The 13,212-nt window shown below is 65.3% G+C and carries 14 protein-coding genes and 1 pseudogene; 5 read left to right on the top strand and 10 right to left on the bottom strand.

Annotation, left to right across the window (positions count from 1 at the left end):
• Positions 1-80: 80 nt before the first annotated feature.
• The 4 genes and pseudogenes from QR78_RS17185 to QR78_RS17170 all read right to left on the bottom strand — a co-directional run.
• Positions 81-1,133, bottom strand: coding sequence for an ABC transporter substrate-binding protein (locus QR78_RS17185; RefSeq protein WP_048428772.1), 1,053 nt, complete (start codon positions 1,131-1,133; stop codon positions 81-83).
• Positions 1,134-1,156: 23 nt separating this feature from the next.
• The gene (locus tag QR78_RS17180) at positions 1,157-2,548 is read right to left on the bottom strand and encodes a sigma 54-interacting transcriptional regulator (protein ID WP_048428771.1); all 1,392 of its coding nucleotides are present in this window, start codon (positions 2,546-2,548) and stop codon (positions 1,157-1,159) included.
• Positions 2,545-3,714, bottom strand: coding sequence for a PAS domain-containing protein (locus QR78_RS17175; protein WP_048428770.1), 1,170 nt, complete (start codon positions 3,712-3,714; stop codon positions 2,545-2,547). Before QR78_RS17175 ends, QR78_RS17180 begins: the two co-directional genes overlap by 4 nt.
• A gap of 580 nt (positions 3,715-4,294) precedes the next feature.
• Positions 4,295-4,582 (bottom strand): annotated as a pseudogene (locus tag QR78_RS17170) (DUF736 domain-containing protein); the annotation flags it as partial.
• A 612-nt stretch (positions 4,583-5,194) separates the two neighbouring features.
• On the opposite strand from QR78_RS17170, the gene QR78_RS34215 reads away from it, so the two are divergent.
• A complete protein-coding gene (locus tag QR78_RS34215) occupies positions 5,195-5,431 on the top strand; it encodes a hypothetical protein (protein ID WP_125901171.1) in 237 nt (78 codons plus the stop codon).
• A 148-nt stretch (positions 5,432-5,579) separates the two neighbouring features.
• Here QR78_RS34215 and QR78_RS35525 read toward each other — a convergent pair whose 3' ends face one another.
• The 5 genes from QR78_RS35525 to QR78_RS35520 form a co-directional block, all read right to left on the bottom strand.
• Positions 5,580-5,750, bottom strand: a complete 171-nt coding sequence (locus QR78_RS35525) for a hypothetical protein (protein ID WP_167349672.1) — start codon at positions 5,748-5,750, stop codon at positions 5,580-5,582.
• A 313-nt stretch (positions 5,751-6,063) separates the two neighbouring features.
• Positions 6,064-6,972: a HEPN domain-containing protein gene (locus QR78_RS17165; RefSeq protein WP_048428769.1), complete on the bottom strand. Its 909-nt coding sequence runs from the start codon at positions 6,970-6,972 to the stop codon at positions 6,064-6,066.
• Between the two features lie 78 nt (positions 6,973-7,050).
• Positions 7,051-7,491, bottom strand: coding sequence for a hypothetical protein (locus QR78_RS35655; RefSeq protein WP_048428768.1), 441 nt, complete (start codon positions 7,489-7,491; stop codon positions 7,051-7,053).
• Complete coding sequence (locus QR78_RS17155) at positions 7,475-7,729, bottom strand: type II toxin-antitoxin system Phd/YefM family antitoxin (RefSeq protein ID WP_048428767.1); 255 nt, start codon at positions 7,727-7,729, stop codon at positions 7,475-7,477. Before QR78_RS17155 ends, QR78_RS35655 begins: the two co-directional genes overlap by 17 nt.
• A 452-nt stretch (positions 7,730-8,181) precedes the next feature.
• On the bottom strand, positions 8,182-8,727 hold the full coding sequence (locus tag QR78_RS35520; RefSeq protein WP_048428766.1) for a hypothetical protein: 546 nt from the start codon (positions 8,725-8,727) through the stop codon (positions 8,182-8,184).
• 556 nt (positions 8,728-9,283) lie between these two features.
• On the opposite strand from QR78_RS35520, the gene QR78_RS17140 reads away from it, so the two are divergent.
• A complete protein-coding gene (locus QR78_RS17140; RefSeq protein WP_048428765.1) occupies positions 9,284-9,715 on the top strand; it encodes a hypothetical protein in 432 nt (143 codons plus the stop codon).
• Positions 9,716-10,505: 790 nt separating this feature from the next.
• On the opposite strand, the gene QR78_RS17130 is transcribed toward QR78_RS17140, so the two are convergent.
• Positions 10,506-11,567 (bottom strand): tyrosine-type recombinase/integrase, encoded by a 1,062-nt coding sequence (locus QR78_RS17130; protein WP_048428763.1) that lies wholly within the window; start codon positions 11,565-11,567, stop codon positions 10,506-10,508.
• 255 nt (positions 11,568-11,822) lie between these two features.
• Here QR78_RS17130 and QR78_RS17125 point away from each other — a divergent pair, with 255 nt between their 5' ends.
• The 3 genes from QR78_RS17125 to QR78_RS17115 are packed head-to-tail and all read left to right on the top strand — an operon-like array spanning position 11,823 to position 12,734.
• Positions 11,823-12,086 (top strand): AbrB/MazE/SpoVT family DNA-binding domain-containing protein, encoded by a 264-nt coding sequence (locus QR78_RS17125; RefSeq protein ID WP_048428762.1) that lies wholly within the window; start codon positions 11,823-11,825, stop codon positions 12,084-12,086.
• Positions 12,083-12,469, top strand: coding sequence for a PIN domain-containing protein (locus tag QR78_RS17120; RefSeq protein ID WP_048428761.1), 387 nt, complete (start codon positions 12,083-12,085; stop codon positions 12,467-12,469). Before QR78_RS17125 ends, QR78_RS17120 begins: the two co-directional genes overlap by 4 nt.
• A gap of 16 nt (positions 12,470-12,485) precedes the next feature.
• Positions 12,486-12,734 carry an AbrB/MazE/SpoVT family DNA-binding domain-containing protein gene (locus tag QR78_RS17115; protein WP_048428760.1) on the top strand — a complete coding sequence of 83 codons (249 nt, stop codon included), beginning with the start codon at positions 12,486-12,488 and terminating at the stop codon, positions 12,732-12,734.
• Positions 12,735-13,212 lie beyond the last annotated feature (478 nt).

Raw genomic sequence — 13,212 nt, 5'->3', positions numbered from 1 at the left:
CTCATCCATACGAAGAGGGGAGCCGCCGGAACAGGGCCGTCCGCACGGCTCGATTGGATGGATTGACTGGATACGAGACGTCAGGGAGCAGATTTGACCGCGTTCCAGACTTCGATATATTTATCAAGCCGCTTCGGCTGCTGCCACATGACGAGGCTCTTAACGAAGTCGATGTTGCCGACCTTGCGTTCCTGCCTCGTCGTCTCGTCCATGCAGGTGCCGACCGCCTTGGGATTGACGGGAAAATAGCCGGTCGACTGGGCGATGCCGCACTGCCCGGCCGGGGATTGCATGAAGGACATGAACTTGTAGGCGCATTCTGTGTTCGGCGAGCCCGTGACGAGCATCATCGAGTCCATCCAGCCCTCGGCCCGCTCCTTGGGTGTGACCTCCGCGACCGAAAAGCCTTTCTTCAGAGCGTTGACCTCTTTCGAGGTCAGTCCGGTCCATGCATTCGAAACATAGACCTCGCCGTTCGCGATCAACTCCGTCAGCTCCCCGGCCGAGGTCCAGTATTTGCGAGTGAGAGATTTCTGCTCGATCAGCTTAGCCTTGATCGTGTCGAGCTGCTTGTCGGACAGGTCGAAGATGTTGGAATATCCGAGGTAGCGGGCCGTCCAGTAGATCGCGGATTTGTCGTCCCAGAGCGAGATGCGGCCCTTGTATTTCGGGTCGAACAGGACGCCGATCGAGTCGGGAGCAGGGACCTTGTCCGGCCGGTAGATGATCGAGACGGATCCCCAAACCATCGGAACCGCCCAGATCCGGCCCTTGGCGACCAGGGCCTCCGCTTTCGCGAATTCCGGATAGATGCCGTCGTAGTCCTTCACCTTGGCGACATCGATCGGCTGCGTGAAGCCGGCCAGCTGCATCATCGGCACGGTGTCCAGCGACGGGGTGATGATGTCGTAGACGCCGCCGCCCGCCGCCAGCTTCGCGGCGAAGTCGTCGTTCGATCCGACATAGGTCGCCGTGACCTTGCAGCCCGATGCCGCCTCGAACGGCTTGACGGAGGCATCCGGAGCGTAACCTTCCCAGGTCAGAAGGTTGAGTTCGCCGGCATGGGCCGTGGCGGCCTGCGAAAGGAGCGACGCGGTGACGGCCAGCGTCGCAGCGGTCTTCTTGAACGCCATTGTCCTTCTCCTTGGTAGAAAGTTCAGATCTTTCGATTGGTTCTTCTGAGCAATGTCGCCACATCGATGCCAAGGGCTCGCGCAGCACTGCGCTTGCTTCCGTTTTGGGCGATCGACTTTTCGACAAGCCAAGTCTCGAATTCGTGGACGAGCTCTTTGAACGAGCGCGGCGGCGCTTCCGCCGGCGGAGCCGACGTCTCGGGAGACGCCGCGGCGGGGGAATAAGGCACGAAAAAATGCTCGGGCTGCACGACCTCACTAGCCAGAGCCGCTGCGTGGTCCAGAATGTTGAAGAGCTCTCGAATATTTCCTGGGTAGGAGTAGCTGAGAAGCTTTTGGTGAAAGCCCTCGGACAGCGCGAGTGATCCGGCAATTTTTTGATTGATTGCATTCATCTTCAGATCGGCGAGAAGTTTGATCAGATCGTCCTGGCCGGACAACCTGTCGAACTCGATGACGACGGATGACAGTCGATAGTAAAGATCCTTACGGAAGATCCTGGCATCAATCAATGAAAAAATGTCTTGGTTGGTGGCGGAGAACAGATTGATATGGGTCTGGCGACGTTGAGTCGAACCGACGCGACTGAAAGTTCTCGATTCGAGGAAGGCGACAAGCTTGATCTGAGCCGCAAGGGACAGGTCGGAAACTTGGTCCAGGAAGAGGATGCCTCCGTCGGCAACCTCGACATAACCGGGCTTTCCCCTCGTCGACGGGTCGAGCGCCGAGCCCGGCTCGATTCCGAACATTTCGATGTCGAATTGCTGTTCCGACAGGAGGCCGCAATTGACATGCACGAAGGGTAGCGCCGCGGAGGAGCCGCCTTGCCCAACGGTGCGGGCGAACTCGGTCTTCCCGGTGCCGCTCTCGCCGAGCAGCATCACCGGGCTGCCGCGCTCGAGGGCGGTCGTGGCGCGCCTTGCCAGCGCGCGAAGGCGCTCGGTCTGGACGTAGCGCACCGCCCCGTCCTGCAGCATGTCGGCCTCGAAGCGAAACCGGTCGGGGGCCGTCTCCTTCGCTTGCCGGGTGAGTTCGCGTAGGGTGAACAAGGCCGCGTAGGCCGCACCGTCGCTCGTTCGCAGAATGCTGATCGAGGCGAAGACACTGCGCTGCGAATTTAGGGTTCCCGTCAGTTCCGCACGCTTCAACTGGTGGAGGGCCGTCGCGATTTTCGCCAAGATCGGGCCGGCGGTCCTCGCATGCTTGGCGAGGTCGCTCCCCACGAGGTCTCCCTTCGCCAGGTTGAGGAGAAGCTGCATCCGCGTGTTGACGAACTTGATCGTCCCGTCGATCTCCACCAGGGCAGCGCCGTCCGGCAGCGCCTCGAGAAAGCCCATGATGGACGGGTCGTCGACGAGAGCCGGGCGCGGCCGGCGGAGTCCCGAAGACGGGGGATCGCTGGCGTAGAACTTCATCGCGCGACCGCCCCCGCTTGGGATCTCGACCGGCGGCGCATCCGCGGACGAGCCGTTAGGACGTAACGGCGCAAGTCGCCTTCGAGGACGGCGACCCGGAAGCGCCAGGCCTCCTTGCTGCCGTCCCCCGTCAGGACCTGCAGGTCGCAGCTCGCCTGCTCGTCCGGCCCGCCTTCCGCGGCCGCGAGAAGCTTCAGGAAGCCCCCCCGTCCGTCCACGAACTGCTCGATCGAGCTGCCGAGAATGCGACCGGCCGGTCGTCCCCAGGCCGATTCCGCCGCTGGATTGGCCGCCAGGATCGCCCCCTCGCTCGACAGGACGAGGACCGGGTCCGGCAGCGCGCTCAGGATGTCGAGCATCGCGGTCGCGTGGTCGGAGAGCTGCTGTTCCCGCCGCTTGGAAGGCCCGATATCGCGGGTCGTCCCCCAAAGACGGATCAGTGCGCCGTTCTCCACGGCCGCACGGAAATCGTTCTCCACCAGCATCTCGCTGCCGTCATGGCGACAATCCATCGCGGTGGCACGGTCCAGGCGATAGTTGGAGCGGACGAGATCCCGGATCATCCGGCGGTTGACGCCGGTATCCGGAAAATAGCGTTCGACGGGCTGCGTGTTGAAGTCCAGGCCGTCGGGGATGCGGTAGAGGCGCGCCATCGCTTCGTTGCAGGCGCGCCAGCGCTTCTGATGGGAGAATATGCGGTCGACGATCTCGTCCTCGGCCAGCAACGTATTGATCGGCTCGAGAAACTCGATACACCAGCACGCCTCGGTGGCCGAGCCGATCATCTGCGACAGGATCTCGACCCGTTCGATCAGCTCCGCGGCGGTGCCGAGGACCACCGGCGTCAGACGTTGCTTGACGATCAGCCAGCCCCGTTCGACGTCACGAAATGCCGTGGCGATCAGCGGGACCTCTTGATCGGAGGCCGACATCATCCATACGAAAAAACCGCATTCCCGCTGATCGGCATTTTTGGCGAGGTTGCGGACCGTCTTTGCCGATTGGGCACTGTAGATGGTTTCCAGGGGCTGCCCCCGGAGCCTGGCGGGGCTCCATCCGAGTTCCTGGGCCTCATGTGCATTGACGTAGGTGATCTGGCCGCACTCGTCGATCCGATCGACGAGGAGAGGCAGGGCATCCAGAGTCTGCGGATCGAAGGTCAACATGCCACCTCGTCAGCGGCCGGCAAGTGAAGCGAATTTGCCGGGCTGTTGGGGAAGATCGTCGTGATTCTGGAGCCTGGCGCAACGGCCTTTCTAGAGACATTCGACACAAGCCCATCACAAGCCCGAATTCGCTGCAAGATCGCAGCGTCATGCGGCGATAATGAACCACCCGCAGGGAGGCCGTGCCCCGGATTGCCTGCGCAGCAAGCGGGGTGCAAAATGACTGGGCTTTGGCTGCCTCGTCACGGCTACGCTCGGACGCGGTCGCGCAATGCCGTACGGCTCCGGTGGGAAGCATGGCTGTCCGGCATTGGCTGTTCCGGTCCCGAAACCTAGCTCGGGATTGTCGGGCGGGTGCCTGGTCAGGTCGCCGAGAGATCGTGTCCCAGGGCGTGGTGTAGCTGATGGTAGTCCACCACGATGACCGGCAGGGCCGGACTGGTCAGACTGCGAGGTTTGGCAGGCTGACAAGGGGATCATCGCCGATCGGGGCGATGCTTTCCAGGGTCATGTATCGGCAACGCTGCACGGCCCACTCGTCGTTCTGGGATTGCCCCGGATCGGTGGAGCGGGTCCAGAGCAGCGTGTGGGTCTTGCCGTCCTCGGCCGCGAAGAGGCGGGCGTAAAGGGGCGCCGGCAGGCTCGGGTCGTCGAGCTTGACCGAGATGTAGTCGCGCTCCTCCTTCGAGCGCTTGGCCCAGCCGGCTCCAATCTCCGCCTTGCCGAGGTAGATCCGATGGGTCGGGGCGTTCTCCCCGCTACGCTCCGTCTCCGCCACGATCGCGACCTTCTTGGCCTGGATGGTCAGAGTGGCGATGTCGCCGGAGAAGCCGGTCTGGGTCTGGGTGAAGGTGCCGATGGTCGCCATGGTGTGCTCCTCGTCCGGTTGCTCTCGGCCGCGCCCCTTGCGGCCTCGATGGCGGTCGTCGAGCCGGAGGCTACCGGCGCCGCACCTGCTTTGCAGGCCGCAGCGTGAGCGAAGGACGGCGAGGGCCGGGTTTCTTGGGTAGCGCGAGGAAGCCGCCGCAGGCGGCGGGGAAGAAAACCGGCATCCGCCGTTGCGGTGGTCCCGGGCGCCCCGGCTAGAACCGCTCATCACCGAGGCCTATGGGCGGCGGCCCTGCACCGGCTCGCGGGAACAACCCTGGCCCTGATCAGAGTGCTCAGTCCCGAGCCTGATGGCTCGTGACATATCCTCGTGAGGCCGGCTCGACGGCGAAACCGGGCAGGAGCCGCGGGGTCGGGGCAGCCCGCACCCTGCCGCCTTCCGCGCCTGCGCCGCGGAGGGCCGGTGTCCCGGATGCTCACCGGGCGGGGCGGGCTCCGCTCGAGCGCCTGAGACGACGAGGTCGCCGGCTCCTGCGCGCGCACCAGTCGAAATCGCCAGCGGGGCAGGGGACCTCAACGAGCGCGTGCTCCGGCAACGCCGTCGCCGCTACGTCCTCTCCTGGCGGCAGAGCTGCCGCCGGACCGGGGACCGGTGCCGGTCGCGTTGGCCTGCTCGGCGCGTACGGCCGACGCCGAAACGAGATTTTACGTAGTGGAAATGTCGGTCGGCGCGAAGCCGGTTCCCTCGAACAGCAGCGGCATCCGGGAGCTGCAGGCGCAGGTGAAGCAATCCCTGAGCCTCAGCTCGGCCGAGTGGCGGCTCTTGCCGGAGCAGTCGAAGGCCTCGATCGTGCCGTCGGCTGCACGGGGCGACACGGCGATCACCTGAATCGAGGCGACGTTTGAGGTAGTCCCTCATCACCTGCTGCGCCTCCGGCATCGAGGATATCCCGAGCAGGACATCCGAGGCGGGATGCGGGGCAAGCCCGGGCGGCTCCAGGTTGAGAGGGGCAGGTTCGCCCTGTCCCGCGCGAGGCTCACGCCTCGTAGGGGTCGAACTCGGAGATTACGTCGGCAGGATCGCCCTCGAACTCGTCCGAGGTGACGACGCCGTAGCCGGCCTCGGAGAGGAAGACCGTGACCGGGATCATCAGGGAAGCCGCGAGGCTGTGGGCGTAGCGGTTCGCGAGGGTGAGATCGGTCGCCATCGGTTCTGCTCCTGACGGAGCGGGGGCGATCCCCGCTCGACAGCGGCCCCAGGAGGCCGGGAGCGGCCGCGATCACCGCGGGAGGCGAAGCCGAGAGCGGCCGCCCGCTTCGCGGAGCGGACCCCTTGCGGGTTGATCGTGGAAGGTTGCGACGGCCTATCGGGGTGGCTGACGAGAGAGCGAGGTCGATCACGCCGGCCGGGGGTACGAACGGCATCGTCATGATATCAATGCCATAGCGATATGCTGCCAAGATGCGCTTGCGTCGTGGGCCATTCCGAACCCCGCTGGTACCGGCCGGGCTGACGCCGCCCTAAGAGCGACCGTCGAGCTTTTCCGCGCAGACCGCAGCGACGATGTCGCGAAGGACACCGGTGCGCTCCACCAGCCAAGCCAGTTCCTCGCCGGTGATCTCGTAATGCGGCGAGTAGCGGGCATCGACGTAGGCCCGGTCGAGCCGGGCAAAGCAGCGCCGGGCGAACCGTGTGTCGCGCGGCCACGCTTCGATCAGCCGGGCCTCGACGCCCTCGGCCAGCGGTCGCAGACGGTTCAGACGATGCAGCTTCGGGCTGTAGAGTGTCAGCACGAGCAGGGCGCAGTGATAAAGGCCTTCGGTGGTCTGGTGCAGCAGGAAGGCTGCATGTTTGAGATTGCCGCGATCACGGTAGAACTTTGCACCGGCTCGAAGTTCATCCGCATCGCGAAACCAATGCTGAAAATGACGCTCGGCCTCAGCATGCACCTCCGTCGCTGATAGCAGCTTCGGCGAGGCGAACGGAAAGCCCTCGACCTCGTAGAGTAAGATTCCGTCTCGGGCGATATCCACGAAAAAGGGACGACCGTAGGCGAGCTGGTTGTTCAGGTCGTGGATCGAGTGGACGATGAAGCTGACCTGCGTCCTCAGGCGGCGCGTCACGGTCAGCTCGCGCAACAGCCGCTCCTCGGCTCGCTCCCAGAAATCGTGCGGATCGGTAAAACGCTCGGTCTCGACCACGACGAGCAGGTCGTAATCCGAGTGGTAGCCGGTCTTGTGGTCATCGACCCAGTCGCCACGGGCATGCGAGCCGAACAGGACCAGCTTGAGGATGCGCCCGCCCTTGTATTTGTCGGAGAGCCGGCCCTTCTGAGCCGCCTCGAATTCCTCGAACAGGATCTGGGCCGCGAACTGGAGCTCGCGGCGCTTGCGTTCTGGAAGATGGTCGAGACGGTCCGAGAGCGTCATGGCTCCTCGCATAGGCGGGGCGTGGGCGGACGCCATGGGAATGGGAACCCGAGCTTGCGCCCGAGCAGCAGAGACCGATCAACGTTCGCGCTGAACCATCCGGAGCTGACGTGCGCGGATCGCCTCGGCCATCGTCCGCAGCACGACGCGCATGAAGGCCGGACTGAACCGGCCGTAGGCGTAGCGCAAGGGATGTGTCTCGAACGGGACCAGATGGAACGACCCTGGCATGACGTCGCCGTTGGCCTCATCGAGCATGATCCAGCACGGCCGGTCGCCCGGAAGCTTGAGCCGGCGTCGCTCGGTCTCCGGGACGGCGACCGCGATCCGGCCGGGCAAGGGGTCCTGCGTGGTGATCGGGAACACCACCACGGCGCCCGGTGCGACGTTGACCGGCACGACAAGGCAGACCGGCCGGTCCTTGCGGCCCTCGCGCTCGCCGCGATCGTGCTCGCGCGGCCAGAGGAAGCTGTAGCGGACGACGAGCCCGGTCTCCGCCGTCTCAGTCGTCACCGCCATGCTCCCGCTCGTAGTCCTCGGCCGCCTGCAGGAGACCGTTGCGCAGGTCGTCGGGCATGGTGTCGAGCGTGAAGGCTCGGCGCGGATCCTCCGGGCCGCGCAGGGCTTCGTAGTGCTCCAGGCTCATCAGGACGAAGCGGGGCTTGCTGCGACGAGTGATGACGACGGGCGCGCGCTGGGCGGCGTCCGTAACCTCGCCGACCTGCTTGTTGAGGTCGGCGGTCGTGAACGAGCGCATGGAAGGGTCTCCTGATCCACGAAATCCATATACCATGGATCTTACGGATAATGACTAGCCCGGATGCTCACAGGTCGAGATCCTGCTGCAGGAAGCGGTCGGGGATCTCCTCCTCCCGCCCCTGCCAGACGACGCGATCGTTCTGCCAGATCGTAAAGAAGCCGCCGCCCTTCACCATCGGCGGCAGGGGGGGGCGGCCTCGAAGTTCCGGCAGCCGAACTCACTCACCGTGGCCGAGAAGGCCGGCACCCGGCTGTTGCCGATCAGGACCCGGTCGCAAGCACCGGTCGGCCCGGCGGACGCGGCGGCGCGACAGGCCGAGGCGGACGCCTCGTAGGCGTGCCGCTCGCCCTCGGACGGTATCTTCCAGTGCCGGCAGTGCTTGCACTGCGGCCGTCGGCTATCGGTCGGCTCATCGAGGGCTGGCCCGCCATTGTGCCCGAGACCCCTGGTCAAAGCCGACCCTCCCGCAAGCGGTCCGCCGCCAGCCAGGTCCGTAGGTCCCGGCGCATCCGGCCGATCGGCCCGTTGATGACGCTGACGCGGGCCTCTCGCCGCACGCAGCCCATCGCCACGAAGCCCCGCACCAGGGCATGCATCACGTCGACGTAGAGCCGGCCTCCGACCAGCGCGATCTCCGTGAACGGCTCGGCGCCGTGGCGGGTGAGCCCGGCAATCTCGGTACCGGGGTGGATCCCGTAGGTGTCCGGCCGGCGCGGTGAGGGCGGTCGGGGCCCGCGCGTGGTCACGCCGCCGGCGATCATCCGGTCGGCGAGGTCGCGGGTCAGCCGCACGTTGTAAAGGTCGATCGGCGTCGAGGCGGCGCGAAAGCCGTGCAGCGCCGAGAGGACGGCGACCTTGGCCCGGGCGCCGGCCGGGTCGGCCGTGCGCAGCGTGCGCCAGAGCGGTCCGTCATAGCGGTCGATCGCCGGGATGTAGCCGGGGTCCGGGCGCTTGATGGCGGAACAGGCGAGGACGAGGAAGGCGGGACATGGCATGCGTCCGCGACGGGCGCCGGAGCCTCTCTCCGGTCTTTCATCCCGTCGCGATCCGGCCGGCGCCTCTCTTGCTCTTCCCCACACCCCGATGTCCCGTGTGCCCTGGGACACTTCACCGGGCGACGGGTCTGCGCCCATCAGCTTATGCCGCTCGCGCAAGCCGACTCGGCACGGCTCGATTTTATTGCCTTTAGGGTAAATCCGGTCCTAGTCTCAAATTATGCAAAGGCATATAAGTGCATCATGCCCCCTCAACCAAGCCGAGCTATACGCTCGGCGGCTATGTGAGTGATTGTGTGTGATTTAAGGGCATCGATCGCGTGAGGTGGGTCACCAATGTCACGCACGCCTACCTGACCAATCACACAGTTGCATATAATTGCTTGCCAACCTTGATCTGCGGATACATTCTGGTCTTGTAAAGACATCCCGGGCTGCGAGCGCGCAGCCGCCGTCCATAGCGACAGTCCGATTGGTTTTCACCCCGGAGCGTCTTGCGAAGGGGGGATTCGCCCTTAACCCGGCTGTGCTAGCGTAGCCCTAGCGTAGCCGCATCGTGCCGATCCGCCCCGAACACCGCCACTTCTACCCGATCGACTGGCCGCAGCTCTCGGCCGTGATCCGCTTCGGCCGCGCCGAAGGGCGCTGCGAGGCGTGCGGCCGGCCACACGGCGAGCTGATCGTTTGCCTCGACGGGGGGACCTGGTACGATCGCGAGGCCGGCGGCTGGCGATCCGGCCGCGGGCGGCTCCTGCGTCGCGAGCCCAAGCTTGCGGCACTGGCCACCGCGCGGCTGACGGTGCCGATCCTGGCGACCTGCCATCGCGAGCACGACACCAGCCGTAACACCGACCGGGATCTCGCAGCCTGGTGCCAGCGCTGCCACCTGATCCACGACCATCCCGAGCACCTGCGGCGCCGGCGCCTGACCTACCTGCGACGCAAGGCGTTGGGCGACTTGTTCCAGGGGGCTTATCCAGCCCCCTAGATCCGCCCGGCCCAATGCACGCCTAGCAGGATCAAGCCAATCATCATTGTGAATGCGAGCCCGAACGTGAGCGCATTGTTCAGTCGCGAGGGACGCCGGTACTTGCGGCCGAACCCCTGGAACTTTTGCCAGACGAGCTGAGTCTCAAGGGCACGATCGGGTCCAATGCCGTTATCGTTCATCCCGCCTCGCCCCGAAATCGTGCACGGTGATCGCCTGGATCACGCGAGGTCAGCCTAGGCCCGAGGGGTCCCGAGATCCAGCGGCCGGCCTGCGGCGTCGATCCAAGCAAGGTCCGACAGGTCTCATCCGACGGACCGGAGAGGTCCCGGACGTGCCGGGTGGCGCCCGCAATCGCCCCGTTGGCATCGGCAATGGAGGCAATGCCGCCAGCGGAGGCCGAAACGTTCCGGGCGAGAGCGTCCATGCTGATGCGGTACGTCGCCCGCTCGGCGGGGAGCACCTCTCGCCTACGGGCGAATATGCGTGGGACGCCGAGGACCAACCGGCACCGGGCGAATTGAGACCGCTCCGGAGCAAACCCTCGCTCCTCGCCGCGTAAGGGCGGAGCTGAAGCGGCGCCTCGAAGACGAGAGCTGCAATGGACGCGGCGGAACTCCGGCAGGTCCCGTCGAGGTCACCTACCAGAAGGACGGGCCGCCGACCCGGCTCGCCGAAGGCAGGCTCGCCTGCGACATGCCGAACCGAATTTCCACTGACACGGGGCTCGGCGCTTTCGGGCCGAGCCCTTTTTCCTGGGGCGTGGAAATCCCGACACGCTGGTAAACGATCACGCTCTGTTCTGGAGGGTCGCGAGCTTCCGCGCAGCACCGCGCTGGGCCCGGAGGCGTTCGCCGTAGCGGGCCGGCATCGCCGGCGTCTTCCACGAGCCGGCCTGCATCACCTCGAGCAGCTCGAAGCCGGCTGCGAACATGTCCTGCGTCGCCCCGACCCGGGTCGAGTGTCCGGAGGGAAGGCGAGAGAGCTTGAGGCCAGCCGCCGAGGCCAACGCGCGGTAGATCCTCGCCACGTCCCTGTCACCGAGCGCTCGTGCCCCGACCTTGCCGCCCTTGGTCAGCGGTCGGAACAGTGGTCCGCTCTCCAGTCCGGCCGCGGTGAGCCATGCCGCGACATGTCCCATGGTGTCGGGAGCGAGGTACTTGATCGCGCCTTCGCCTTCCTGGTCGGCCTTCGAGCGTCGCACCAGGACGGTGCCTGAGCCGTCGGCACCGCGCTCCAGATCTCCGATCTCCAAGGACACGAGCTCGGAGCGGCGCAGGAGGGTGTCGTAGGCGACCGCCACGAGGGCGGTGTTGCGCAGCGCGATCAGTGGGGCTCCTTGTTCGCCCTCCGACACGCGCCGGTGGAGCCGCTCGGGGGTCTTGGCCTCGAGCATGCGGTCGATACTGGGCCGGTTGAGCGGTTCGGCCTGGATCTGGCGCCGTCCCTTGGCCCGGTTCATCCGCTTGACGGCGAGCCGGACGATCTCGTCGGCGCATGGGTTGGGTAGGCCGGCGGCCCGGTGCAGGGCCGCGATCGAGGAGCGGTAGCGTTCGACCGTTGCGCGGGATTTCGACTCGGCCTGGGCATCGATGAAGGCGGCGGTGGTCGCTGGCGTCGCCGGCAGCATCTCCTGGCGGACGTGTCGGCACCAGGCGGCGAAGATCCGGCAGTCGGCGGCCATGGCGCGCACGGTGTTGGGGGCAAAGGCGCCGCGTGCGGCCCGGGCGTAGTCGTCCAGCCGCTCGATCAGCAGCTCGTCGGTCGGTGGCAAGCCTGCGGCGACCGGGACCGGCAAGGCCGGGGCCTCGTCGGTGATTTCGGGGGTCGGGTCGGCGCGATCGAGGTCCATGGGCGGAGCCTACCCGGCCGGGCCTTAACGATCCACTAATTGTGACCGATAGCCTCAATTATCGGTCACAATTTGAAGCCCTCAAATGGCGCGTCATTTCCTTTGTTCGTGGCGGTTGGGCACAGCCGCCACGCGGATATAGCCAGCACCGGAACGAATCCTACCGGCGACATCAAATGTCACATGAACGGAAATAACATTATTCGAGACACGTGATACGCTACCCGCTGCGCAACGGAGTCTCGTCGACATCCCATGACACTCGTCACCGATGTGAAGCTGGCAGCCAATGGCCGCATGCTTCTGCCACAAGCTGTCCGCGATGCGATGGGCATCACGGGCGAGACGCGCATCATCGTCACCGTCGATGGCACTGACGTGCGGCTCTCGCCGATCAAGAATGTGGTCTCAAAGCTCCAAGCGCTCTACCGCGAACATGCCACGCAGGATGCAGATTCCGCCGCCTTCCTTGAAGAGCGCCGCGCCGACGACGCCGACGGGCAGGATGCCAAGGTATGAGCAGTGTCGTCTTCGACACCTCGGCGGTGGTCGCCCTTCTGCGCGGTGAGCCTGGAGCTGACGCGGTGGCTGGTCGGGTCGGCCAAGCCGCCATGTCGACCCTCAACCTCCAGGAGTTAGTGAAGGCGCTGCTCCTGCGTGGCCTGACGCGCCCTGTGATCGAGGAGATGGTGCAGGAGCTGCGCCTCGACCTGCACGCTCACGATCGCGAGGCGGCCTTTGCCGCCGCCTTCTTGACCGGGGCCACGCGCCACCACGGGAGTGGGTTGGGTGATCGGACCTGCATGGCGTTGGCGATGAAGCTCGGCGTGCCGGTGCTGACGACCGATCGCACCTGGGCGAGCTTGGAGATCCCGGGCTTGTCGGTCGAAGTGATCCGCTGACCGGGAGGGTACCGCCATGGCCTCGCATTCCGCTACGATCCATGAGGGTGGCAGGATGGTCGTTCCCGCCGACCTGCTGCGCGAACTTGGGCTTCAGGACGGCGATACTGTCGCTCTCGATGTGGTTGAGGGCATGCTCCGGGTTCGCTCGCGCGACGCGGTGATCGCCGAGATCCAGGCGCTCGCCAAGGGGTTCGTTCCCGAGGGCGTCAGTGTCGTCGACCAGTTAATCGCGGAACGACGCGGTGAGGCCGCGAGGGAGTAGGCACAGGATTGGTAGTTCAAGGCGTGTGATGGCGTCTTTCGCTCAGCAGGACCAATCTCATGGCGACCTCCTGCGTTTCGCTAAATAGGGAGCGCGCCATTCGTGCTTAAATCAAGTAGGGCGTTCAAATTTTGCGGCTTAACACGAGAGTCGCATAAGATTTGTTATGGAACTATGCGACGATACGCGACAATTGCGCCTTGCTGGCAAATTATACGACCGGCAGATCTATGGCTACTACGACGCTTACCCTTATAGCTTTCGGCGAGTAGTAGGGCAGGGCGCCCGGGCTAATCGTACCGCCCTCCCTCAGGGCTATCGCAAATGGGAAATGTGTTCTCCATCGCCGATTTTGATGCTGATCCGTCGAAGGGACACGCCGCCGATGGGGGGCGAACCTCCTATGGGCACGGGCGGGTCGGAGAACATTTCCAAACGCGATAGCCCTGCCCCTCCCGTAAGCGCTCGGTGACGGAGC

The sequence above is a fragment of the Methylobacterium indicum genome, from assembly GCF_001043895.1.
In the GTDB taxonomy this organism is placed as follows: Bacteria; Pseudomonadota; Alphaproteobacteria; order Rhizobiales; family Beijerinckiaceae; genus Methylobacterium; species Methylobacterium indicum.
The sequence above is the reverse complement of the archived record's forward strand: the minus strand, read 5'-3'. Positions and strand labels throughout refer to the sequence as shown.